At 63.2% G+C, this 23283-nt stretch carries 19 protein-coding genes; 7 read left to right on the top strand and 12 right to left on the bottom strand.

Annotation, left to right across the window (positions count from 1 at the left end; translation table 11 throughout):
* Positions 1-49: 49 nt before the first annotated feature.
* The 4 genes from ACX12F_RS28960 to ACX12F_RS28945 form a co-directional block, all read right to left on the bottom strand.
* Positions 50-1024, bottom strand: a complete 975-nt coding sequence (locus ACX12F_RS28960) for an Abi-alpha family protein (protein ID WP_459367653.1) — start codon at positions 1022-1024, stop codon at positions 50-52.
* Positions 1021-2373, bottom strand: coding sequence for a DUF445 domain-containing protein (locus ACX12F_RS28955; protein ID WP_459367652.1), 1353 nt, complete (start codon positions 2371-2373; stop codon positions 1021-1023). The genes ACX12F_RS28960 and ACX12F_RS28955 overlap by 4 nt, the downstream gene beginning before the upstream one ends.
* Before the next feature lie 188 nt (positions 2374-2561).
* Complete coding sequence (locus ACX12F_RS28950) at positions 2562-3827, bottom strand: hypothetical protein (RefSeq protein WP_459367651.1); 1266 nt, start codon at positions 3825-3827, stop codon at positions 2562-2564.
* 609 nt (positions 3828-4436) lie between these two features.
* A complete protein-coding gene (locus ACX12F_RS28945; RefSeq protein WP_459367650.1) occupies positions 4437-5300 on the bottom strand; it encodes an arylamine N-acetyltransferase family protein in 864 nt (287 codons plus the stop codon).
* 239 nt (positions 5301-5539) lie between these two features.
* Between ACX12F_RS28945 and ACX12F_RS28940 the strand changes: the two genes are divergently transcribed.
* Both ACX12F_RS28940 and ACX12F_RS28935 read left to right on the top strand, forming a co-directional pair.
* A complete protein-coding gene (locus ACX12F_RS28940) occupies positions 5540-5944 on the top strand; it encodes a hypothetical protein (RefSeq protein WP_459367649.1) in 405 nt (134 codons plus the stop codon).
* A gap of 138 nt (positions 5945-6082) precedes the next feature.
* Positions 6083-6595, top strand: a complete 513-nt coding sequence (locus ACX12F_RS28935) for a lipoprotein LppJ family protein (RefSeq protein WP_459367648.1) — start codon at positions 6083-6085, stop codon at positions 6593-6595.
* Between the two features lie 158 nt (positions 6596-6753).
* Here the strand turns inward: ACX12F_RS28935 and ACX12F_RS28930 are convergent, their stop codons facing one another.
* The gene (locus tag ACX12F_RS28930) at positions 6754-7995 is read right to left on the bottom strand and encodes an IS256 family transposase (protein WP_459366463.1); all 1242 of its coding nucleotides are present in this window, start codon (positions 7993-7995) and stop codon (positions 6754-6756) included.
* 877 nt (positions 7996-8872) lie between these two features.
* Between ACX12F_RS28930 and ACX12F_RS28925 the strand changes: the two genes are divergently transcribed.
* Complete coding sequence (locus ACX12F_RS28925; RefSeq protein WP_459367647.1) at positions 8873-9397, top strand: LpqN/LpqT family lipoprotein; 525 nt, start codon at positions 8873-8875, stop codon at positions 9395-9397.
* Between the two features lie 51 nt (positions 9398-9448).
* Positions 9449-10719, top strand: a protein-coding gene (locus tag ACX12F_RS28920) for an IS3 family transposase (protein ID WP_459367093.1) whose coding sequence is annotated in 2 segments (ribosomal slippage) — positions 9449-9722 and positions 9722-10719 — 1272 coding nt in all. Because the reading frame shifts where the segments join, the coding sequence is not laid out codon by codon here.
* A gap of 108 nt (positions 10720-10827) precedes the next feature.
* Here ACX12F_RS28920 and ACX12F_RS28915 read toward each other — a convergent pair.
* Positions 10828-11889, bottom strand: coding sequence for an alpha/beta fold hydrolase (locus tag ACX12F_RS28915; protein WP_459367646.1), 1062 nt, complete (start codon positions 11887-11889; stop codon positions 10828-10830).
* On the bottom strand, positions 11886-13517 hold the full coding sequence (locus tag ACX12F_RS28910) for a flavin-containing monooxygenase (protein ID WP_459367645.1): 1632 nt from the start codon (positions 13515-13517) through the stop codon (positions 11886-11888). Before ACX12F_RS28910 ends, ACX12F_RS28915 begins: the two co-directional genes overlap by 4 nt.
* Positions 13518-13772: 255 nt before the next feature.
* On the opposite strand from ACX12F_RS28910, the gene ACX12F_RS28905 reads away from it, so the two are divergent.
* Positions 13773-14654 (top strand): helix-turn-helix domain-containing protein, encoded by an 882-nt coding sequence (locus tag ACX12F_RS28905; protein ID WP_459367644.1) that lies wholly within the window; start codon positions 13773-13775, stop codon positions 14652-14654.
* Between the two features lie 346 nt (positions 14655-15000).
* On the opposite strand, the gene ACX12F_RS28900 is transcribed toward ACX12F_RS28905, so the two are convergent.
* A complete protein-coding gene (locus ACX12F_RS28900) occupies positions 15001-16113 on the bottom strand; it encodes an NDMA-dependent alcohol dehydrogenase (RefSeq protein ID WP_459367643.1) in 1113 nt (370 codons plus the stop codon).
* A gap of 345 nt (positions 16114-16458) precedes the next feature.
* Here ACX12F_RS28900 and ACX12F_RS28895 point away from each other — a divergent pair, with 345 nt between their 5' ends.
* The gene (locus ACX12F_RS28895) at positions 16459-17766 is read left to right on the top strand and encodes a lipase family protein (protein ID WP_459370550.1); all 1308 of its coding nucleotides are present in this window, start codon (positions 16459-16461) and stop codon (positions 17764-17766) included.
* A gap of 160 nt (positions 17767-17926) precedes the next feature.
* On the opposite strand, the gene ACX12F_RS28890 is transcribed toward ACX12F_RS28895, so the two are convergent.
* Together ACX12F_RS28890 and ACX12F_RS28885 are read right to left on the bottom strand one after the other, a co-directional pair.
* Positions 17927-18355: a pyridoxamine 5'-phosphate oxidase family protein gene (locus ACX12F_RS28890; RefSeq protein WP_459367642.1), complete on the bottom strand. Its 429-nt coding sequence runs from the start codon at positions 18353-18355 to the stop codon at positions 17927-17929.
* 104 nt (positions 18356-18459) lie between these two features.
* Complete coding sequence (locus tag ACX12F_RS28885) at positions 18460-18966, bottom strand: hypothetical protein (protein ID WP_459367641.1); 507 nt, start codon at positions 18964-18966, stop codon at positions 18460-18462.
* A 482-nt stretch (positions 18967-19448) separates the two neighbouring features.
* Here ACX12F_RS28885 and ACX12F_RS28880 point away from each other — a divergent pair, with 482 nt between their 5' ends.
* Positions 19449-19799, top strand: a complete 351-nt coding sequence (locus ACX12F_RS28880; RefSeq protein ID WP_459367640.1) for a hypothetical protein — start codon at positions 19449-19451, stop codon at positions 19797-19799.
* A gap of 99 nt (positions 19800-19898) precedes the next feature.
* On the opposite strand, the gene ACX12F_RS28875 is transcribed toward ACX12F_RS28880, so the two are convergent.
* The gene (locus ACX12F_RS28875; RefSeq protein ID WP_459367639.1) at positions 19899-22796 is read right to left on the bottom strand and encodes an MMPL/RND family transporter; all 2898 of its coding nucleotides are present in this window, start codon (positions 22794-22796) and stop codon (positions 19899-19901) included.
* Positions 22793-23218 (bottom strand): MmpS family transport accessory protein, encoded by a 426-nt coding sequence (locus tag ACX12F_RS28870; RefSeq protein WP_459367638.1) that lies wholly within the window; start codon positions 23216-23218, stop codon positions 22793-22795. Before ACX12F_RS28870 ends, ACX12F_RS28875 begins: the two co-directional genes overlap by 4 nt.
* Between the last annotated feature and the right edge of the window lie 65 nt (positions 23219-23283).

Genomic DNA, 23283 nt, shown 5'->3' with positions numbered 1-23283 from the left:
TGTCCCGGTCTCGCCGACGGTTAGTTGGCTCGGACATTGCTGACACCGCTCAGTCGATGACGTTCGGCGCCTGATGTTCGGGCAGGACGGCGACGTCTTCGTTCTCGGACACCAGGCAGGCGCGGCAGAAGTCGATGCCGAACGGCGTGAGGTGGATCGAGCGGCGGACGACCTTGTGTGCACGTACTGAGTGCATCGCGGCCAGCACGTCCGGTTGCGCCTCGACTACCTGGTATTCGAGCGGGTCGCGAAGTTGCTCCTGCGAGAACCAGATCAGTCCCAGCCGGAACAGATTGTTGAGGTAGGCGGGGACCTGATCCAGGTACCGCACCCCAGCCCGCGGGCCGATCATGTTGAGGCCCGGAGCCACCAGCCTCGAGGACACCACGCCGATGGGGCCACCCGTACGGATGTCGACAGCCGGCTGGGGTCCGCCGCGCAGGAGCAACAGCAGGATGCGGGCCTCATCGGGCGCCATCTCCTCGAGGATGCGGGCGTAGGCCGGGTGGCCGCGCTCGGTGTTCCACACGTCGCGCGAGCGGTTCAGCAGCGCCTGCCCCTGAGCGCGCAACGACTGCTCCATCTTGCGCTGGCGCTCTTCCTCTGCCTCCTGCCGATACGAAACTTCGTGCGTCGTCACAGTCTCGGTGAGCGAGGCACTGACCTCGACGACGGCCTGTGAGACCGAAACACCGTTGGAGACGGCCTTCGCCAGGTCGCCGAAAACCGCGCCGGCCTGGGCAACGCCGGATATCAGCTCGCGCGCGGTGTCGGCCGCCGATGCCGGGTCAGCGGCAATCTCAAGTGCGCGACGACCTGTTTTGAGCCCGGCAACGAGGGTCCATTCCGCGGTACGTACCCAGGCTGTGGCGGCCAGGCGAACCAGACCGGGCAGTGCTTCGCCGATGTCGGAGCCTGTGGGCAGCAGCGACGACGACGGTTCCGGTGGGGGAGAAAACGTGGCGCTGAACGGTCCCCACTGGGCTTGGCGCCGTCCGGAACGCCGATCTCGATCGTCACTCATGCGACACCAAGTCCCAAGAAGATCCCGTAGTGCAGGAAGCCACCGGCGGCGCCCATGATCGCGCCGTGAGCGTAGAGCATCCACTCATCTTCCCTGATGGCAGAACGCAGCATCTCGACGAAGTCCGATGGCGGAAGTTCTTTGGTGCGTTGCGCGATCAATGCGCGGATCTTTCCTGACTGTGCCCGCGAGAACTCTTCGTCCCGGAACGGGGTCAGCGTCCGGTCGACTGCCTCGGCGGCAAAGCCGGCCTTGATCGAGTCGTAAGCCTGGGCTCCGAGTGCCACCCGCGCGGCGCGCCTGATCGGCCCGGCGGCCCGGTCGATGGCCGGGCCCAGGGCGGTGGCCATCATCTGGCGGGTGCGGTCGCCGCTCGGGCCGTCGATCAGGAAGTCGCCGATGCGTTCCAACGTGATGACGTCGTCGGCGATGATCCCCGCGTACACCTCGGCGGCCTGCTCTTGCCGCTGCAGGAACAGCCCCTGGAACTTGATGCCGAAATAGCGGGTCGGCTCGGTCGGTTCGAAGATGAGCCACATGCCGAGCGCGTTGGTTATCCAGCCGACGATCACGCCGAGCGCCGGCAGCATCCACCACGTATGGAACCAGTGGTCGATGAACGCGACCGGAATGCCTAGCAAGAAGCCAAAGATGAAGCCGAAGTTCACCATCAGGTTGAGCTCGCGCTGGCCGATGTCCTTAAAGACCCGGATGACGAGGTCGGGGTTCTTCCGGAAGTGCTCGATCACCATGATCTTGGGGTCGAGCAACTGGTCGATGTGGATGCCGATCTCCGTGGTGATCGACTGCACGACCTCCGGTAATTGCGATTGGACCCGCGCGACGATCGCGCGTTTGCCGACGGCGGGGACGTTGCGCCAGAACTGTGGGTCGTTGGTGGTCATCACTTCATCGACGAGCTGCGGAATCTCGCCCCGGAAAAGCCTGACGATGTGCTCGGCGATCTTCTCGGGCTCGAGCTGCTGATAGAACTCCGCGGGCGTACCGAGCTTGGCAATGGCCTTGTCGGACGCGATCGAGCCCATCTTGGCCGCGCGCGCCGGGACGATGCCCTGCCAGCCGACGCCGCCCTGCAGTACGCCGGGGATCTCCTGCAGTTTGTGCGGCGCAAGCCGCGCGAGCTCCGCCATCCCCGGGATTTTGTACCCGTGAAAGTTGACCGGGTAGAACAGCATGATCAGGCCGGTCCAGTTGATGAGCCAGCCGATTACTGCGGTGAACAACGGGATGCTCAGGAATGCGAACCACTCCATTGGGGTGCGGATCTGGCTCAACGTCCAGTCACGATTGACCAGCCAACTCCAGAATTCGCTGAGCGTCGTCCTCACCGCCTTTCGTCGAGCAACGGTGATTCGCCGGCGAAGATGGCCGGTCACCTGTGCGAGTGCACATTAGCGGTTGAAGCGATACCTGACCGCGACTTGAGCCGTGCCGCACGAGGTGGGGGACTCTCTCGACGGCAGCGCTCGTCAGAACGCGAGGCATTGCGAGAACACGAGGCATTGCGCGGAGTCCGTCATGAGGCAGTCAGGACGGTTTCGTTCGGCGCTACCGACGTAGGTTCTGGCGCAGGTGCGCCGATCACGGTGCCGACGGCCGTCCCGTCTGCGGTGGTGATGGTGAGGGTGGTGCCGGGCACCAGGTTGTCGCCGGCGCTGGTGTTCCCGGCGAACCAATCGCCCAGCCACTGCGCGGACAATTGCCTGAGCGCCAGTGAGTTCTGGGTTAGTGGGAAACCGGCGACCAGGCGGACCAGGAATTCACTGACCGCGCTGCCACCGCCCATCGAATCGGTGTGCACGCCACCGGACAGCACGACACCGCCGAAATGGTCAGGCCGAGCCTGGGACAACGCCATGTCGACATTGCTGATGAAGTTCCACAGATTGGGTGGTGACCCGATTTCCCGGACCGGGATATAGCGGCCGCCTTGTTGCTGATAGGCGTTGAGTTTGTCCAGCGCACCCGACAGTTGGTCGCCGGTGGTGACGGCGTCCAACAACAACACACCGGCCAGGTCGCCTGCCGCGCCGTAGCTCACCAAGTAGCCCGCGGCGCCGGATACGAGTGCGCCGCCGGCGGAATGGCCGGCCAGCGCAAACTGTGCCGGCAGCGTCGCAGCTCCGGCGGGTAGGCCGTACTGCCTGTCATAGCCGGCTGCCATTGCACTGGACGTCAGCGCCGTGCGGTCGCCGACGAACAACTCGGCGATCGCCTGCTGCATACCTGCGCCGTTGACCCACAGCCCGCCGTCGGCGAACGGGTTGGATGTCAGCGTCGGAACTACGACGACGCTGTGGGTGTCCTCGGCCAGCGTTGCCGCGGTGTCGCTGTACATCGGGCCGATCGCGAAGAAACCGTGCTGCAGCAGGATCATCCGCTCGGGTGGGTCACCGGCCGGGAAGTACCAATCCGCCGGGACGACGACGCCTGCCGCGATCTCCAGTGTGGAACTGCGCACCGTGACCGAGCTCCCGGCGGGCACCGTAGGGGGACCTGTGAGCAGTCGTTCCAGTTGGGTGAACGCGCCGAAAATGAGGCCGGTGACGACACCGAGCAACGTCGGCGCGGGGGCTGGGGTGCTCGCCGCCACTGCGTGGGCCTGCGCGGTTGTCATGGAGCTGGAGGTGACCGGGACCGCGGCGAGTGTCGACTCCGGCTGCGCTACCGGCACGACAACTTTGGCGGTGCGTGGCAACCGAGCGTGCGCAGTATCGGATTTCGCGATGTTCGCGGACGTGGAGGCCGGCGCGTTCTCGGCGGGGGGCTCAACGGAGCGCACCTCAGCGAGCTTGGTGATGCGAGGCGTTCCTTCGACAGGCGATGGCGGCTTAGCTGTGTCCGGCAACTTGGCGGCGCGCGAGACCGTCAGCCTGCTGGACCGGGATGCCTCGGCCGATGATGGGGTCGCTTCAGAAGCGGCGGGAGCTGTCGATCGCTCATCCCGGACCGTCGGGCCTGCGTGCTTCGATCGTGACTTCGTGGCAGCGGGGACGGACGAGTTGTGAGAGTGCAGTTCGCGCCTGTCGTCCGCGCGGGCGGGGACATCCCGCTCGGGCTGAGCGCGAGTACTGATCGTGGAGGGTCGCGTACTGATCGCTGAGTGTTCGGACTCGTGTGCACCGGTCGTGCCCGACGGCTCTGAGTCAGCGACCGCCGGCCCCGGCGCGAAGACAATGAGGGCGATACCCGCGGTCAGCACCGTCATAGGCAATCTCAGAAGTCGCATCATCGCCTACCGGTGGTGAGTGTGGCTGAACGCAGGACGCGAACGGTAGTGCCGTCTTTCACGCTGTCTAACACACTCGGCACCTTCCCGAACCACGAATGAACCCAAGAGTGATTCGATGCCAGGACCCGTGCGGATGGGTCACCTCTACAGAGTCGGGTGCTAGAGGCGCGCGCGCATCCAGTCAACGAGGGCCGCACCGTCCTCGTCGGACAGTTCGGTGCTGAAGGTGTCGGCCAACAAGGCGGGCACATCGCCGATCTCGACCTCACGTGTGGAGCACGATCCGTCGGGATGCGTTGTGGTCCAGGCGGTGCCGTCAAGGACATGCTGGACGTCGGCGACGAATCGCTGGACGAACGGACGGGTGGTGAAGGGCGATCTCGGCGAGGTCGACACATAATGGTTGCCTACGGCGAAGTCGACGGGGTACTGCGGATCGAGCGTAAAGACGTGCCTGTCGAGCCATGTGACTTCGCCACCCACGCTCGACCGTTGCCACAACGTCCACACATCCGGGTGCAGTACCTCGGTGTCGGCGCCGAGCGGTGCACGGGACAGTCGCAACTGCCACCCGTCTTGGTCGACCTCGTTACCGGCGGTGAGCTCGATCGGTTCGAGTGGGCCGCGGCCGAATCCGACATCGCACAGCCGGCGCTGATCGTCGTCGAATTCGACGACGATCAATGAGTGCGTTCGCGGCCGCATTGACTCCGCGCCGAGGGTGACGCGCCCAGCGAGCGCGGTGAACCGGAACCCCAGTCGCTCCAGTGCCGCCGCGAACACCGTCACGTGCTCGTAGCAGTAGCCACCGCGCTTGTGCCGAATCAGCTTGTTCTGCAAGCTATCCAGATCGAGGACGATCGGCCGGCCGAGCATGATCTCGAGATTCTCGAAGGGAATCGACGTGGTGTGGGCGCGGTGCAGTGCCGCCAGGGCCTGGGCGGTCGGGACTCGCTCGCCATCGAAGCCGATGCGCGTCAGGTAAGCGTCAAGGTCGAGTTCGTCGCCATGCCAAGTGGTCACAGCCCCACGATAGCCAGAGACCTACTGAGCTCAGCCAGGGTGCGCAACGAAGCCAAGGACGTTGTCGGGCAGTTGAAACCGCGTCCGGCTCAGGCCGGCCCGTCTACGTAGCTGTCGACGCCTGATCATTGCCGTCGCGCGGCTGAAACTGGTGTCGGGGAGTGTCTTCTGTGGCTTGTAGCCTGCACTTATCCGGTGTGTTGCAACATCAAGCGGTTGACTGGCATCTGGGGGAAAGCATGGCGAGACGATCATCGGCGGCGAAGGCGTGGAACGATGCGCTGCGGCCGGCGTGCCGCGACCGGGGCATGAGGTTCGTCAGCGGTTCCGGGTTCGTGCTCGACGATGTCTACCTCACCGAACTGTTCCCGATGCGGGTGTTCCATCCGGACAACGACCCGAATAGGTTGCGGTTCAGCTGGACGGTCTACATCAAGCCGCTGGGCGTCGACGAAATCCTTTGGGAAGCTTTCATGCCCGACGTATCGATGGGTCCGCAGATGCGGATCAACCGCCGAGTCAATGGGGCGTTCAGGGTCCAGCCGCTGCGTATCACCCAAAGCGCACACGACGTTCTGGCGGCCGACCAACCGGACTGGGGCCCGGTACCTACCAAGGTGCCGGCTGCGCCGACGCAATGGTGATCGAGTTCTGCGAACCCGGTGGAGCCGAGATCGGTGCGGTATCGGTCCCGTCGAGGGATACCGGGTTGACGGCGGACTCATCGACCCGTACCAGCCACCGACTAGCGGTCACGGGCACCGCTGAAGGAGTTCGACCACATGAACCCCGCCCTACGTGCAGTGACCATTGCCGCGGCGACATCCCTACTGGGGGCATGTGACGCAGTGAATTCGCTTGCCAGTGGCGTGATCCATCAAATGACACCGGAACAGTCCAGGATTCAAGTCGTTGACGCCGCAACCGATGTCAGTCATCTCATCGCCAAACCCTTTAATTCCGCTATGTTTTGGCATTCATCGTGCAGCGACGGCGACAAAGGCCCGTTCCGTGGCGAAGTCAGAATCGCCTATCAACCGCCCGCGGATCCCCAAGCGGCGGCAGCGGAATTCGACGACATAACGCAGCGCCTCCAACGAGGTGGATGGACCGCGGACAGTGACTTCATAAGCCACTCAACGACGTTGAAAAAAGGTGCTGTCAACGCTCTCCTGTCACCGGCGGATGCCAGCGTCGCCGTCGTGGTGGTCGAACTCTATGGCGAATGCCGCGACACGACGACCACCAAAGCCACCAAAGGCGACATCGAGACCCTCTACTTCGCTGCCAACTAACACCATGCGGCGCACCGATCAGCCGAGGATCTAGTCGGCCACTAGTCCTGCAGTCGACCGTCAGCGGCAGACGCCAGCGCATCTAGCCGTCTCGCTGTGCTCTAGATCACCGTGAGGGGGACTGTCAGATAAACGGTGGATCTGATCCTGGCATTTGGTTAGTTGCCAGTCGGAGTGATCCGGCCGTTAAAGGTGATCGCGAACGCGTTCAGTGCGGGCTTCCACCTCATCGCCCATCGTGCCTTACCGCGGCCGGTGGGGTCTAGGGATCGGGTCACCAGGTAGAGGCACTTGAGCGCGGCCTGTTCGGTCGGGAAGTGCCCGCGGGCCCGAATCGCCCGCCGGTAGCGGGCATTGAGGGATTCGACCGCATTCGTCGAGCAGATGACGCGACGAATCTCGACGTCGTAGTCCAGGAACGGCACAAACTCACTCCAGGCGTTCTCCCACAGCGCCGTGATTGCCGGATACTGCGCACCCCACTTGGCGGTGAACTCGACGAACCGTTCCTTGGCCGCAGCCTCGGTTGCCGCGGTGTAGACCGGCCGGATGTCCTTGGCGATCTGATCCCAGTACTTACGCGACGCGTAACGAAAGGTGTTGCGCAGCAGATGAATCACGCACGTCTGCACCACCGCGCGGGACCACACCGTGTTGATCGCCTCCGGCAGCCCTTTGAGGCCGTCACAGACCACCATGCACACATCGGCGGTGCCGCGGTTCTTGATCTCTGTGAGTACCGCCAACCAGAATTTTGCACCCTCACCGCCATCGCCGGCCCACAGGCCCAGGATGTCGCGCTCACCGGTGCAGGTGACCCCGATCGCGACGTAGATGGGCCGGTTGGTGACCTGACCATCGCGGACCTTGACGAAGATCGCATCGATGAACACCACCGGATACACCGACTCCAGCGGCCGGTTGCACCACTCGGTCATCTCGCCGACCACCTTGTCGGTGATCCGCGAGATGGTGTCCTTGGATACCGTGGCTCCGTAGACGTCGGCGAAGTGGGCGGCAATCTCCCCAGTGGTCAATCCCTTTGCCGTCAGCGACAATACGATTTCATCGATCCCCGTCAGGCGCCGTTGACGTTTCTTCACGATCTGCGGCTCGAACGAGCTGTTGGTGTCCCGCGGCACGTCGATCTCGACCGGGCCGATCTCGGTGAACACCGTTTTGGTCCGGGTGCCGTTGCGGGAATTACCGCTGCCGCGGCCAGCCGGGTCATGCTTGTCATAGCCCAGGTGCTCGGCCATCTCGGCATCCAGTGCCGTTTCCAGCACGTTCTTGGTCAACTGGTTCAGCAGCCCATTCGGGCCGACCAGCTCGACGCCTTGTTCCTTCGCTTGTGCGAGCAGCTGCTCCGCTAGCTGCCGTTGATCCAGGTCAATCGCCATAGATTCGAGTGTTTCTGACATCGTCAGTCCTTCCCGCCAAGCTCACGCTCGGCGTGTCAGACCAAGATCAGATCCACCGTTGTTCGGACAGTCCCCCGTGAGGCGGCGTTCGGTTGGGCATCGGTTCATCGACTACATCCTGCAGAACAGTTCGCCGTCGTCCACAGCTGGCGGAGATGTGGCGGGTGAATGGTCCGGGATGGAGTTAGCGGTGGTCACTCTGTGTGGACTATTGATGATGGCCTGCATGGCGACAATGGCTCTCACGTTGATGTCCAAAAGATATGTACCAGCTGGTCTTTCCGGGATTGCGTCGGCCGGAAGTCTGGTGTTGCTGGTCTCGCCTCGGTATGGAATCTCCCTGAAAGTGGTTGTATGTGCCGCCGGCGTTGTTGTCGCGGTAGTGCTCATTGGCGCAGCCAATTATTGGGTCAAGAGCCGTGTAGTGGGCTGGTCGATGCCATTTTGGTCCAAGATCATTAGGTTTGAGGCACCTGAGAAGAAAAACTGAATATGGCAATGTGCGTACGCTCCATATCGGTTACTCATTTGGCGCCCCCGGCGTTAGTCTTAGCATCGCTCGACCAGGTAAACGTGCCGCAGCTCCCTCATTCGCAGCTGCCACGCCGCTGGGCAATAAGACTTTTGCGAGGATCATCCGGCCTATACGGCGCTTGCGGATGAGCCGCAATAATCACAATAAGTATTCAGTATTGAAATACAGCAATGGAAAGGGTGGCTGGTGAACAGCAGTGGCCGAATTTATGGGGTGCTGTGTGGCGTGGCGGTTGCCATGGCCGCGGTCGGGTGCACTTCGCACCAGCCATCGACAGCGGCGTCAAGTTCGGCGGCCTCGGCAACTGTCGTGCCGTCGTCGATGGCGATCGGCGCGGCGGGATGTACGGCTAGTGATGTCAGGCTGACTACTCTGGATGCTAAGGCGGCCGACGAGCCGACGTTGGCGCTTCCTGCACCCCCGGGGTGGGAGTACTCGGCATCGATGAATTCGCCGATGATCCGCGGACTCGTCGCCAACAAGGGGCTGCGGTCCAACGGTTTTACCCCGAACGCAGTGGTTACCTTGGAAGACCTGACCGGCAAGGTCGGCAACGCCCAGCAGGGCATCGATGCCGAGATCGCGGGCGCTGAGCAGAGCGGCATCACCATCGCGGGCCGCACACCGGGAACCGTGTGCGGACACCCGAGCACAACCATCACGTACACGCTGCACAGCCACTCGGCAACGGCGTTGATTGTCGCCGCGGCGGACGGGCAGAAGATGTGGGCTGCAACGCTAACTCTGCAGACGGCCGAACCAGACAACCCCGTGTACGTCGCTGACAAGCAGACCATCCTGAACAACTTTCAGTTCGTGCTGCCCAGCCAGTCGACCCCACACTGAATCGCCCCGAGTTTGATGCACACCTTCTTTCGAGGGAAGGTTGTCCGCATCATGCCGAAGAAGTACGACGAGGAGTTCAAGGCCCGGGCGGTGCGGCTGGTCACTGACCATGCCGAGGAGTACGAAACCCGCACGGCCTGCATCACCGCGGTCGCCAAGCGGTTGGGGGTGTCCTACGAATCGCTGCGCCGGTGGGTCAACCAGGCCGAGGTCGATACCGGGGTCCGCGATGGTGTCCCGTCCGATACCGCACGGGAGTTGCGGGAACTCAAACGTAAGAACCGTGAGCTTGAGGAAACCATCGAAATCCTCAAGGCGGCAACAAGTTTCTTCGCGCGGGAGAGCGACCCGCGACACCGCTGATTTGCGGGTTCATCGCCGAGCATCGCGCTCGGTTCGGGGTCGCTCCGATCTGCCGCGTGCTGTCCGAGCATGGCTGCCAGATCGCCCCGAGAACCTTCTACGCCTGGCTGGCCCGACCGCCGTCGGCGCGGGCCTTGTGGGACACCGTCATCACCGAGGTGTTGGCCGGCTACTACGAACCTGACGAGGCGGGCCGACGCAAGCCCGAGTCGTTGTATGGCGCGGTGAAGATGTGGGCGCACCTACAGCGCCAGGGCATCCCGGTGGCCCGCTGCACCGTCGAGCGCCTGATGAAGGCCAACGGCTGGCAGGGTGTGCGCCGGCGCAAGAAGGTCCGCACCACCATCGCCGATCCGGCGGCCGACCGCGCTCCGGATCTGGTGGACCGCCAATTCCGGGTGCCGGCCCCTAACATGCTGCTGGTGGCCGACTTCACTTATGTCCGGCTGGCCGGCGGGGTGTTCGTCTACACCGCGTTCGCCATCGACGCCTACGCCGGACGGATCGTTGGCTGGACTTGCTCAGCGAGCAAGGAAGACCGGTTCGTACGCCGGGCGATCCAGCACGCCGCCGAGCTACGGCGCCGTGAGGGTAACCCATTGACGGGCAATACAATTCACCATTCAGATGCGGGGTCGCAGTACACCTCGGTGCGGTTCGGGGAGACCTTGTCGCTATCGGGATTGGTGCCGTCGATCGGAACGGTCGGGGACGCCTTCGACAACGCCCTGGCCGAGACCACCATCGGCTTGTACAAGACCGAGGCCGTCCGCGACGACTCACCGCTGCGGCGTGGCCCCCTGCACCGCCTGACCGACGTCGAACTGCTCACCGCCGACTGGGTGCACTGGTACAACACCCATCGGCTCATGCACCGACTGGGCCGCATCCCACCGATCGAGTACGAGCAGATCTACTACGCTACGAAGACAGCCCAATCCGAGGCTGCACACCCATAACCAGGTGTGCACCAAACTCGGGGCGATTCACACTGATCTGTGAATGCCAATGGCCAGTTATGACACGCCTTTCCGTGGCGGCGGGTAATAACTGGCCATTGCGCAGGGTCAAGCCGGGGCGTCGAGCAGCTCAGCGAGGTGGCGATCGATCTGGGCCATATAAGTGGGCGCAAGACCGAACAGCCCGAGGTGCCCGCCGATGTCTTCGATCACCCGCAGTTCGCTGCCGGCGATCAGCTCTTGCTCGGGCTTGCAGTCTCGTACCGGGAACAGCTGATCCTCGTCGATCGGCATGACGAACGTCTTGGCGGTGATCCGCCCGAGCGCGGCAGCCAGATCGCCAGCGGTGTGGCGCGCCACGTCGCCGCGCTGCCATGCCCATGACTGCGTCAGCAGGTCGTTGGGATCCATTGCGGTGAAGTAGGGCTCCAGGAATCCGGCGAGAAACGCTTCCCTGGAATCGAATTCGAGTGCGCGCCAGATCTCCTGCTTCCAGAATTCGGTGGAGAACCCCACCACCGACCAGATGTGGGCCTGACGGGTCAACCCGTTCACGACGTCGGCATGGGAGCTGTACTCGCCGCCCGACCAGGCCGGATCGGATTGAAGGGCCTCCCTCATGATCTCGGCCAACAAGAAGTCACCCGGTGTGTTCTGCGCGGTCCCGGCGATCGCGGCGGCGCGCAGCACTTTTTTGGGAAAGCGCACCGCCCATTCATAGGTCTGCTGCGCGCCCATCGAACCGCCGACAACAAGCGCCAACCGGTCGATCCCGAAGCGCTGCCGTAACAACCGTTCCTGGGCGACGACGTTGTCGCCGATACGGACTGGTGGAAACTTCGACATGGCGATATCGGCGTTCACGCCGGAGGCGTTGTGCGGCGACGTGGACAACCCCGACCCGATCTGGTTCACGCAGATGATGAAGTACTTCTCGGGATTGAGGGCGTGGTCGGGCCCGATGTAGGTGTCGCGCCAGATTTGGTGTGTACCGGAGTACCAGGTCGTGATCAGGATGGCGTTGTCCTTGGCGTCATTCAAGGTTCCGAACGTCGCGACGGCCAACTGGCAGTCGGGGATGGCGCCTCCTTCCTCGAGTTCGAGCTCGCCGACGCTGATCAGTTCGTAATCGCCGTGAAATTCGTGGCTGTAGAACGGGTTCTCGATCATGCGAGGGCCTGCACTTTCTTGCTCTCGAATTGGAAGCCGCGGAAGCCGTCTTCGGCGATCTCGTCGCAGATCGCGCGGTAGGGGCCCACGAAGTCCAGGCTGGGCATGAAGATTCGGGGTTTGCCGGGGACGTTGGCGCCGGTGTACCAGGTGGCCGCCTGCGGGAACAGGGTCTGCTCGGCGAGTTCCTGATTGTGCTGAACCCATTCGCTTTCGGCCTCGACCGTGGGCTCGATGGTTGCGGCCTCGATCTCGTCCATGTGGGCGATGATGCGGGAGATGTACTCGACGTGCTGTTCGATCGATACCGGCATGTTCGACAACACCGACGGGCTCTGCGGCCCGGTGATGGTGAACAGATTTGGGTAGTCCGCGCTCATCAACCCCAGATATGTTCGCGGGCCCGCGGCCCACTTGTCGCGGAGCAGTTCACCAGATCGGCCGCGGATATCAATCCGGTTCAGCGCACCGGTCATCGCGTCGAAGCCGGTCGCGAAGACGATGGCATCCAACTCGTACTCGGTGCCATCAGCGAGCGCCAAACCCTTCGGGGTCAGGCGAGCGATCGCGTTTGACTTCACATCGACCAGGTGGACGTGGGGCAGATTGAAGGTCTCGTAGTAGCCGCTGTCGAGTGGATTGCGTTTGCAGCCATAGGCATACCCCTTGGGGACGAGCAGTTCGGCCGTCTCGGGGTTGTTGACCCGCTCGCGGATCTTTCGGTCGAGAAAGTCGCGGATCTTGACGTTGGCTTCCTCGGTGTAGAACTGGTCTTCGAATCCGCCCAGCCAGATTCCGAAACCGCCTGCCTCCCAGCGAGGTTGCAGCTCCGCATCGACTTCCTCTTGCGTGCAGTCCTCGGCGTTGCGGTCCAGGAAGTCCAATTCGAAGCCGAAGTTGGATTTGCGGACCCGTTCCCAGATGCCTTCGTAGTCAGCCTTGCGTGCCTCGCGCACTTCAGTCGAGACCGCTTGATTCTTGGCCGGCACGATATAGCTGGCCGTGCGTTGGAACACCGTGAGGTCGGTGGCTTCCTGGGCGATCAGCGGTGTCGACTGGATCCCGCTGGCCCCGTTGCCGATGACGGCGACCCGCTTGCCGGTGAAGTCGACTTTCTCGTGCGGCCACTTGCCGGTGTCGTACATCTCGCCCTCGAACAGATCCATGCCGGGGAACTTCGGATCGTTCCATGCCGACAAGCAGCCGGTCCCCGCGATCACGAAACGCGCGGTAACCGAATCACCACCGGCGGTCGTCACTGTCCAGGTCTCGGTGTTCTCGTCGTACGTCGCCGTGGTGATGCGGGTGTTGAACTGGATGTCGCGCAGCAGGTCGAACCGTTCCGCTACGTGTTCGAGATAGCTCAGAATCTCGTGTTGCTCCGGATAGCGCTCACTCCATTCCCATTCCATCCACAGGTCTTTGTCGAAGGAGTAGCAGTAGATGTAACTCTCCGAGTCGCAACGCGCGCCGGGGTATCGGTTCCAGTACCAGGTTCCTCCGACTCCGGCGCCGGCCTCGAACACCCGGGCCGACAGGCCCATCTGGTCGCGCAGTCGGTGCAGCATGTACATACCGGAGAACCCGGCGCCGATGACGACGGCGTCGTAGTCGGTTGCAGCGTTCATGTTTGGTTCCTCTCTCAGTGTTCACCGGACCTGGGTTAGCCGGTCCGTGTCCCTGGGCGGCAACGATGGCAGCGCGGTGGCGGATGGAGCTTGAACATCCGAGCCGAGGGCTGGAACAGATGTGCGCGATGAGCCGGCAATGGAATGCGTGTGCTCAGGAGTTGGACGATCCTGCTCGATCTGAATGTGAGCTGGGACACGCAGCGCATACTCGACGTAGCGTCCGGTGCCAGTTTGTTTCGAGAGAGGAGTCCGATGCCTGCAGGTCTGATCGTTCCGGATCAGCTTCCGACGTGGGTGCCCGGACAGTTGACCGTGCACAATCCGGACGGTTGGCAGGGGCTGTCGGTGCGGGGTTACCGGTACCGCAGCTCGGACGTCGAAGTGCCGCCGATACGCGATTTCATGGTGGTGGCTTACCACCGGGGCACCACCGGGATGCGGCGCCGTGTCGATGGGGAATGGATCAACGAGACCTTGCGGCCGGGCGATGTGTCGCTTTTGACCCGTGCGGCGGCCTCCCATTGGCTGTGGTCCAGCGATATCGAGGTCGTGCACGTCTACCTCACGCGCGACGAACTGGCCACCACCTGCCGGCAGATGTACGACCGAGACATCGACGACGTGCAACTGCGCGACGAGGTTCGCGCCGATGACCCAGCTGTGTTCCGCACCGTTATCGCCATCGCCACCGAAGCCGCCCGCGGTGGCACCGGCAGTCGGCTCCTGGTCGAGTCACTGTCGACTCAGCTGTGCGTGCATATCCTGCGCAGCCATGCCGATGTGGTGTTTCGTGATACCGGCGGCGGCGACGGTCTGAGCTTCGCGCAGCAGCGCACCGTGTACGACTATGTCGAAGCTCATCTCGGCGAACCCATCACCCTCGATGGTCTCGCTGCAGCGGTGTCGCTGAGCCGGTTCCATTTTGCCCGCCGATTCCGTCAGTCCACCGGAACCAGCCCGCACGACTTCGTCCTGCGCCAGCGTGTCGAACGTGCCAAGATGCTGGTCACTCGAACGAGCGCACCGCTGCTGGACATCGCCACCCGCTGTGGATTCTCCGATCAGAGCCACATGACGCGCGTGTTCAACAGGTACGTCGGCATGACTCCGGGTCAGTACCGTAACCACCGATAGCCCGATCGGTGAGATCGGCTGAACCTTGCCGAAGCCGAAATCGACTCCGGCAGCAGCGAAATCGGCCCAATCGGCCACCGCCTCCTGCCCGGCATCGTAGTTAGGCGCGGCACGCGTGTTCCGTGCTGGCCCAAAGGATTCGGGAAACGACGAGGTGTGGCGGGCGAGAGTCGTCGGGACTGCCGCATAGCGTTCGGTCGTGACAGACCATGCCGGGGTGCCTACGTGCGAAGGCCACGTGGACACCCCGGCAGTGGGTAAGAACGCCTGGGCCCGTTGGGGCGCGCGCCAAAAGACCAGGCACATGTGCGGTGTTTGCAGCGTGACCCGCGACGTTCGTGCGGTGTCAGTTGTTATGCACGATGATGCCGCGGATGTTCTTGCCATCGCGGAGGTCTTGGTAGCCCTGGTTGACTTCCTCCAGGGTGTAGCGGCGGGTGATGAGTTCGTCGAGTTTGAGTTGCCCCGCATCGTAGAGACGCAGCAGTCGGACGATGTCGTATTGCGGATTGGCTGAGCCGAAAAGACTTCCCTTGATTGTCTTTTCGTACAGCGTCATCTCGAGACCCGAGACGTGCACTGTGAGTTTGGCGGGGTCTGCCATCCCGGTGATCACCACGACGCCGCCCTTGCCGACCGCGGCGAAGGCGGCGCTGACCACGTCCTCGTCGACGGTACCGACGGTGATCAGTGCCTGATCGGCACCCTGGCCCCACGTGAGTTCGGTGATCTTGGCCGCAGCCTCCTCGGCTGAGCTGAATGCATGCGTCGCACCGAGTTTGGCCGCCATATCGCGTTTGAAAGCGACGGGGTCCACGACGACCACGTACTTTGCCCCGGCGTGCACCGCGCCCTGCACCGCGTTGATGCCGATCCCGCCAATGCCGTAGATGACCACAGTGTCGCCGGCGCGCACGCCGCCCGAGTAGTTTGCCGTGCCCCAACCTGTGGGCACCCCGCAGCCGACGAGCACCGCGGTCTCGAGCGGCAGCCATTCGTCGATCTTGACCACTGAGTGCTGCGAGATGGTGGCCCGCTCGGCGAACGTGCCCAGCATGCACATCGCGCCGAAATCTGTTCCGCCGGAATGAAAGCGGAAGGTGCCGTCGGGAAGGCATCCATCTAAGATGGTGGCGCCCATGTCGCACAGGTTTTGTCGACCTGTCGCGCAGTACCGGCACGTCCCACAGTTGGGGATGAAACTGCACACTACGTGGTCGCCCGGCTTGACCTTGGTGACGCCCGGCCCCACCTCTTCGACGATTCCGGATCCTTCGTGGCCGCCGACAATCGGATACCGCGGCGGCAGATCGCCGTCGGTAAGGTGCAGATCCGAATGACACAGTCCCGCCGCCGTGTACTTGATCAGCACCTCGCCGGGGCCGGGGCCGTCCAGCTCCAATTCCATGATCTCGAACGGCTTGCCCGCTTCCAGTAGCACCGCTGCCCTGGTCTTCATGATCTGCCCTCCATGCTGGTCGGTTCGATAGGTATGGACGATGGTTGCCGCCGTCGGGGCACCATGGCTTGGACTCGCGGGCGAACCTCTTGGACGATCGTGCGGTGCTGCTCCCAGGCCCGCATGAGCCACCCGGCCGAGCACGCCTGTTCAAACTGCTGAGCCGAATGTTCAAGATTCCCGGCCGATTCACTGTGAGAGTCGCCACACGACTCGGTGGCTCAGGTCCACCCGGGTCGGTCGGTCTGCGCAATGCACCGGCACGGACCCCGTGCAGCGGGGATGAGGAGAGGTCGATTCGACGTGAGTTATGTGCAGCGGTCAGGCGCGCCGCGCTCGGTCCTGATGAAGTTGGCGGCACTGTCTGCCGCTGTCGCGTTGGCGGCCATTGGGGGTGTGGCGTGGTCGCCGGTCACGCGTGCCGACGATCGGCTGTACGAGCAGTTCTACACGCCGCCGGAGCCGCTGCCGGCGGGTAAGCCAGGGGATCTGATCCGGACCGAGGATTCTCCGCTGAGGCTGGAGCCGTCAGGTCAGTTGGGCGCCTACGTCGGCACGGGTACCCGAATCATGTACCGCAGCACCGACGCCCAGGGCAGTCCGGTGGCGGTGACGGGAACTTACATCGAACCCACAGTGCCCTGGCCGGGCAAGGGACCGCGCCCCCTGTTGGCGTATGCGACGGGTCCGTATGGGGTGGGGGAGCAGTGTGCGCCATCGCGATTGTTGAATCAGGGGATTCACTTCTCGCAGGGCTTCGACCTCATGTTCAACATGGAGGAGGGTTTCTGGGCAACCTTGCTTGCGCGCGGCTTTGCGTTGGTCATCACCGACGGAGTCGGCATGGGCGTGCACGGTCCGCAGTCGCCGCAGTGGCTGAACCGGGTTGCGGCCGGCACGGCGCTGCTCGACGCCGCTCGTGCTGCCAGAAAGCTCCCTGGCACGTCGCTGGATCCGCGTGGGCCAGTCGCATTTTGGGGATATGCGTCGGGTGGCCAGGCGTCGTTGTCGGCGGCAGAGCAGGCAGCCACGTACGCGCCGGAACTGAAGATCGCCGGGACACTCGCCGACGCACCCGTCACTGACATCGCCGAAACGATCTCCGGGATCGACGGGAACTTCTTCGCCGTGCTGGCGGGTTATCTGTTGCGCGGAATCATCGCCGCGTACCCACAAACCGAGCAATCGATTCGAGACGTGTTGACGCCGCGCGGTTTACAGATGCTCGACTGGTCCGGGCACACCTGCCTATTGCAGGGCGGGGTCGACTATGCGTTCCGGCATCTTGACTTTTGGTTCAACACCGACTTGAACGCGCTGGTTTCCAACGATCCGTTCAAGAGCCTGCTGGCGGCGCAGCGGGTGGGGAACATCAAACCGACCGGGCCAATCTATATCGCACACAACCGGTTTGATCCGCTGGTGCCCTACCACGCGGCCCGTCAAACTGCGGCTGACTGGTGCGCCAAAGGCGCCGACGTGCAGTTCTGGACCAACGAACAACCGCCGCTGTTCAACAAGCTCGACATCAACAACCTACTGCCGCTCTATGTCGACGGCGAACGCAACATGAGCTGGCTGGCAGATCGGTTCAATGACGTCCCTACTTCACCCAACTGCGCGGAAGTCCAGGGAGAATCTGCGCGGACGTGAGCACGTTCAAGGACTTTGGAGCCCAGTGCGGATCAACGGGAAGAACGGACCAGTGGCACCGAATTGGAGGAATCGGGGGTGTACTCAACGATGGCTGGGCTCCTGTCGGTTCAACGGACCCACGCGGCGGCAACGCGGCGGGCGAAGCCGCCGAGTTTCACTATTCCCCGTCGGAGTAGTCGGCGCTGATCCAGCGGTCAGGACGCACGGTGAACAGTACGGTGGCCATGTCGCGCATCCCTTCGACGAACGCCCGCCCGCTCTCTTCGCCGAGATAGCGAATGGCGATGGCTTCGCGCACCTCCAGTGGTGCCGGGCTGGTCGTCTCCACGACGGTCCCCTCGACGATCACGTACTGGTAGGGCGGGTCTTCGCGCTGGACGACCAGTGTCACTGCACCGGCTCGCTCGATCAGCCGGGCCTTGCGTGAGGCCGCGCCCGTGTTGATCCGGATGAGCCCGTCGGGGGCGTAGTCGTACCAAATCGGCACGCTCGCCGGTGGCCTGCCCTGATCTGCCGAGGCGGATAAGACTCCAACGTGCTTGTCTGCGAGGAAATTCTGCCGCTGCTCTACCGTGAAGGGCTTCATGCTGTCAGCCAACACGGCAAGCCGCGAGCGTATTCCGGAGCGTCTCCGATCAGCTCACGGACGTTGATTGCACTGGCGCCGGAACCCGGCGCGCTGTGCGCTCATCACCGTGTCGAGGCCGCGAAACCAGCTCCGCGCGAGTCTGTTTCAGCCTTCGCGGCTGCTGTCGTCTTCGACGGAGAAGCTTGGCGCGTGCCGGCGGCCGCCTCCCGCTGCAGTCGGCGCTCGTCCCGGGCGATGCGCCGGTTGAGAATCCGTCGGTCGCGATCGGTGACCGTGCGATTCAGCCGGGTCAGCAGGTCCAACTGCAGCCAGCTCAGCCCGTCCAGGTCGCCGTCGGCGTCGTGACTGGCCAGGACGATGGAGCCACGCAGCAGCGGCACGGTTCGGGCGGTGAAAGTGGTTGTGGCCAATAGGAGCTCGGTCGCGGCGCGGTTGACCCGGCGCTGGCATCGGCGCGCCGTAGGGGCGAACCATAAGTCGAATTGGCGATCAGCGCTGGTCAGGCATTGAAGTCGCTGATTCTGAATCAGTTGAGCGATGTCGGCCGGTGTGTAGGCGCGGGTTTCATAGACGGTGCCGCTGGTGCTGAAGTGCAAGACAGTGTTCATAGAGATAACCCATTCGGCTCTTTCTTCGTATGGACTTTTCTGTCGACAGTCGCACCCATACTGGGGTGCTGTTATCAACGGTACCCATGTGACAATTGAGACAAACATTGATAACGCCCGTCGGGGGCAAGATATGCCCACCAATGTCGTGCGCCCCAAGAATTCGCCAAGGCGATCACCGCATCCTTGATGCCGACATGATCGCTCGACGAAGGACAGTCATGGACCTATCGATGGCGAAGCTGACGCTGATTTCGGCAGCAGTGGTGACTTTCGCAGTAGCTGGATGCTCGACGAGTGCCCAGCAGGCGACATCGGCCGGCCAGACGACGACCACAGCGCATCCGAAGTCGACCACCACGGCGAGCGCGCCAACCAGCCACACTGCGGCTACAGCGCCGAGTCGCCCGACAACACCAACAAGTGCGGTACTGACACGGCGACCGTGCGACCTGCTCACCCCAAACGTCGCCAGGAAATACGTGGGCGACGACGCCCAAAGGCGGTTCGCCTACGACGGCCGCCCGCCGGTGCCCGTCGGCGACGGTGCCTGCTATTACACGGGCGCCACCCGAGAAATCGAGGTGTCGATTCACCCGAGGCCGACCGACCCCACTGCGCCGATCAACCATTTCCACGTCATCAGCCCGGAAAAACGAGTGGACGCCCTAGGCTTCGATGCCTACTGGTTCGGCCCCGGCGAGAGCATCGTGGCGGTGAAAATTGGACTGGTGGTCTCCGTGAAGGTCGCAAATATCAAGGGTGACTGGTCAGACCAGGATCGCGCCGACGAAATCGAACTCGCGAACCTGGTCATTCCGCACGTCGGCTGAACACCCACCCTGGGCGCGCGACCTAGCGAACGAACCCACACAGCGCAAACCACGACCTATCACTTCGCCCGGCCGAGGACTTCCGGCGCTACGCCCGACTCAGACTGAAGTCAGCTTGGACTCGCTTCGGATCGGCTTCGGCCAGGGCTGCGGAATCGGGCGCTGACGCACGCGCTGCGGCCACCAGAACCAGCGTCCGAGCAGGCTGGCGATCGACGGCGTCATCAGTGACCGCACCACCAGCGTGTCGAACAGCAGACCCAGACCGATGGTCGTACCGACCTGGCCGATGATGATCAGCTTGCTCACCGACATGGACATCATGGTGAAGGCGAACACCAGGCCAGCCGAGGTGACCACCGAACCGGTGCCCACCATGGCGCGGATGATGCCGGTGTTCAGCCCGGCGCGAATCTCCTCCTTGATGCGGGACACCAGCAGCAGGTTGTAGTCCGCGCCCACCGCCAGCAGCACGATGACCGACATCGGTAACACCATCCAGTGCAACGGAATCCCCACAATGTGCTGCCAGAGCAGTACCGAGAGACCGAACGCCGAGGCCAGGCTGAGGACCACAGTGCCGACGATGACTGCCGATGCGACGACTGCACGGGTGAGGACCAACATGATGATGAAGATCAGGATCAACGCCGCGGCCGCGACGATCATCAGGTCGTAATCTGCACCGATCTGCATGTCGTTGTACATGGCTGCGCTACCACCGAGGTAGATCGAGGCACCCTCGAGCGGCGTGCCCTTGATCGCGTCGGCCGCCGCGACCTTGAGCGGTTCGATACGCGAGGTGCCTTCCTGCGTCAATGGGTTGCCCTGGTGAATGATGGTGAACCGCACCGCATGGCCGTCGGGCGACATGAACAGCTTGAGGCCACGCTGGAAATCTGCAGTCTCGAAGGCTTCCGGCGGGAGGTAGAACGAATCGTCGTTCTTGGCCGCGTCGAACGCCTCGCTCATCGCGGTGCCGGTCTTCTGCATCGCGATGGTCTGATCCTGCTGGGCCTTCTGCATCTGGTACTGGTTCAGCAGCACCTGCTTCTGATGCTTCATCGACGCGATCTGCTTGGGCATCGTCGCGACCATCTTGGGCATGAGGTCGGCCATGCGCTGCATGTCGGGAACGATGGCCTGGAAGTCATCGGACATCAAGCTGATGCCGTCGATGCTCTCGAAGACCGACCGCATGGACCAGCACACCGGGATGTCGAAGCAGTGCGGCTCCCAGTAGAAGTAGTTGCGCATGGGCCGGAAGAAATCATCGAAGTCCGACAGGTGATCTCGAGTGTCACCCATGTCATCCGAAGTGGTCTTCATCTTGTCGGCCATCCGCTGCGACACCGCTGCCAGATCCTTCTGGACGCTCATCATCTCGGTCATGGCGTCGATGCTGTTCTGCAGATCGTCGGCCTGAGAGAGCAGATTGTTCAGATTGGTCTGCGTGTAATCGTTGTTCATAAGCTGCGTGGAGCCGCTCTGTCCGACGGTGTACGGGATCGTCGAGTGCTTGATCGGGTCACCGTCAGGTCGGGTGATGGTCTGCACCTGGGCGATTCCGTGCACGTTCTTCAGCGCCTTGGCGATCTTGTCGATCACCAGGAAGTCCGCCGGGTTCCGCAGATCGTGATCGGACTCGACCATCATCAGGTCCGGATTCATCTTGGCCTGCGAAAAGTGCCGGAACGCAGCGTCATAGCCGACGTTGGCGGGGATGTCCTTCGGCAGGTAGATCCGGTCGTCGTAGATGGTGTGATAGCCCGGTAACGCGATCAGACCGACCAGTGCCGCCACCACGGCGCCGACCAGGATGGCGCCGGGCCAGCGCACCGTCGCGGTGCCGACCCGATGCCAGCCGGCGGTTCTCGTGTTCATTCGGGGCTCGAGGACCCGGCGGAAGCGGGTTGCGACCGAGATCACTGAGGGCCCGAGGGTCAGCGCCATCGCGACCACCATCACCATGCCGATGGCCAGCGGGAAGCCCATGGTCTGGAAGTACGGCAACCGGGTGAAGTGCAGGCACAGGGTGGCGCCGGCAATGGTCAGGCCGGAGGCCAGCACCACGTGCGCGGTGCCGTGAAACATGGTGTAGTAGGCCGATTCTCGGTCTTCTCCGGCCCGCCGGGCTTCCTGATAACGACCGATCAGGAAAATGACGTAGTCCGTCGCCGCGGCGATCGCCAGCGTCACCAGCAGGTTGGTGGCGAAGGTGGTCAGCCCGAAAACGTTGTGGTAGCCCAGGAATGCCACCAGACCGCGCGCCCCGGAGAGTTCGAGCACGACCATCACCAACACGAGCAAGGTCGCGATGACGGACCGGTAGACCAAAAGCAGCATGACCGCAATGACGCCGAAGGTGACCAGTTCGATCAGCTCCATGCTCTTGTCGCCGACGACGTTCTGGTCAGTACTGGTCGCCGCGGGACCGGTCACATAAGCCTTCACCCCTGGCGGAGCAGGGCTTTCGGTGGCGATGTGGCGCACCGCGGCGACCGATTCGTTGGCCAGCGTCTCCCCTTGATCACCGGCGATGTAGACCTGGACATAGGCCGCCTTGCCGTCGCGGCTCTGGGCGCCCTTGGCGGTCAGCGTGTCGCCCCAGAAGTCCTGCACATGCTGGACGTGGGTGGTGTCGGCGCGGAGGTCAGCGACCATCTTGTCGTAGAACGCGTGCGCGTCGGCTCCCAGCGGATTGTCGCCTTCGAGCACGATCATCACAGAACTGCTGGTGCTGTATTCGTCGAACACCTTGCCGACGCGTTTGGTGGCGATCATCGACGGTGCGTCGTTGGGGCTCATGGACACGGCGCGCAGCTTGCCGACTTCCTCGAGTTGCGGGACAACGGTGTTCAGTGCGGCGATGACCCCGATCCATGCCAGGATGATCAGCACGGCGAACCGGCGGAGGAACCGCGGTATCCCCTTGTGCCCCTTGTCTTTTACCACCGGGATGGCGTCGGTCTGGGCCTCGTCGGCCGGCGCGCTCATGCGGCCTTCACAAAGCAGAAGGTTTCGGCGTTCATACCGGTGGCGGTCCTCTCTTCTTTGACCACGTCATCGACACTGACCCGGCAGCTGATGCTGTTGCCGTCGCTCTGGGCCAGAATGTTGGGCTGCACCGAGGGCAGCGTGGTCGACAGCGTCAACGTCCACGGCAACGAAACCCCTGCGGCGCGCTGGGGCTTGCCCTCGAGGTCCATGTAGTTGACGACGGCCGAGCTACCCGTGCCGAAAATCTCGTACTTCACGAATTTCGGGTTGAAATCCTCGGCGTTGTCCGAGCTCTTCTCGGTGATCACAACAGGATTCGAGCCGAATACCTGACGCACGTTCGACACGATCACCACACCGGCGGCGACCGCGACGATCACCAATAGCGGTAGCCATGCCCGCCGAAACACTCTTGTCATCGCTGCCTTCTTCAGAAATTGCCGACCGCGCGGTCGTCGGGCATGCGGAGACGCACCACCATTGG

Source organism: Mycolicibacterium sp. HS_4_1, from assembly GCF_054515875.1.
The sequence above is the reverse complement of the archived record's forward strand: the minus strand, read 5'-3'. Positions and strand labels throughout refer to the sequence as shown.

Excerpts from the sequence above, each read along its gene's own strand:
- ACX12F_RS28900 (WP_459367643.1), bottom strand. The coding sequence starts at position 16,113 with ATGAAGACCAGGGCAGCGGTGCTACTGGAAGCGGGCAAGCCGTTCGAG.
- ACX12F_RS28925 (WP_459367647.1), top strand. The coding sequence starts at position 8,873 with ATGGCGATCGGCGCGGCGGGATGTACGGCTAGTGATGTCAGGCTGACT.
- ACX12F_RS28915 (WP_459367646.1), bottom strand. The coding sequence starts at position 11,889 with ATGATCGAGAACCCGTTCTACAGCCACGAATTTCACGGCGATTACGAA.
- ACX12F_RS28905 (WP_459367644.1), top strand. The coding sequence starts at position 13,773 with ATGCCTGCAGGTCTGATCGTTCCGGATCAGCTTCCGACGTGGGTGCCC.
- ACX12F_RS28890 (WP_459367642.1), bottom strand. The coding sequence starts at position 18,355 with ATGAAGCCCTTCACGGTAGAGCAGCGGCAGAATTTCCTCGCAGACAAG.
- ACX12F_RS28895 (WP_459370550.1), top strand. The coding sequence starts at position 16,459 with ATGAAGTTGGCGGCACTGTCTGCCGCTGTCGCGTTGGCGGCCATTGGG.
- ACX12F_RS28910 (WP_459367645.1), bottom strand. The coding sequence starts at position 13,517 with ATGAACGCTGCAACCGACTACGACGCCGTCGTCATCGGCGCCGGGTTC.
- ACX12F_RS28870 (WP_459367638.1), bottom strand. The coding sequence starts at position 23,218 with ATGACAAGAGTGTTTCGGCGGGCATGGCTACCGCTATTGGTGATCGTC.
- ACX12F_RS28930 (WP_459366463.1), bottom strand. The coding sequence starts at position 7,995 with ATGGCGATTGACCTGGATCAACGGCAGCTAGCGGAGCAGCTGCTCGCA.
- ACX12F_RS28960 (WP_459367653.1), bottom strand. The coding sequence starts at position 1,024 with ATGAGTGACGATCGAGATCGGCGTTCCGGACGGCGCCAAGCCCAGTGG.
- ACX12F_RS28935 (WP_459367648.1), top strand. The coding sequence starts at position 6,083 with ATGAACCCCGCCCTACGTGCAGTGACCATTGCCGCGGCGACATCCCTA.
- ACX12F_RS28940 (WP_459367649.1), top strand. The coding sequence starts at position 5,540 with ATGGCGAGACGATCATCGGCGGCGAAGGCGTGGAACGATGCGCTGCGG.
- ACX12F_RS28885 (WP_459367641.1), bottom strand. The coding sequence starts at position 18,966 with ATGAACACTGTCTTGCACTTCAGCACCAGCGGCACCGTCTATGAAACC.
- ACX12F_RS28875 (WP_459367639.1), bottom strand. The coding sequence starts at position 22,796 with ATGAGCGCGCCGGCCGACGAGGCCCAGACCGACGCCATCCCGGTGGTA.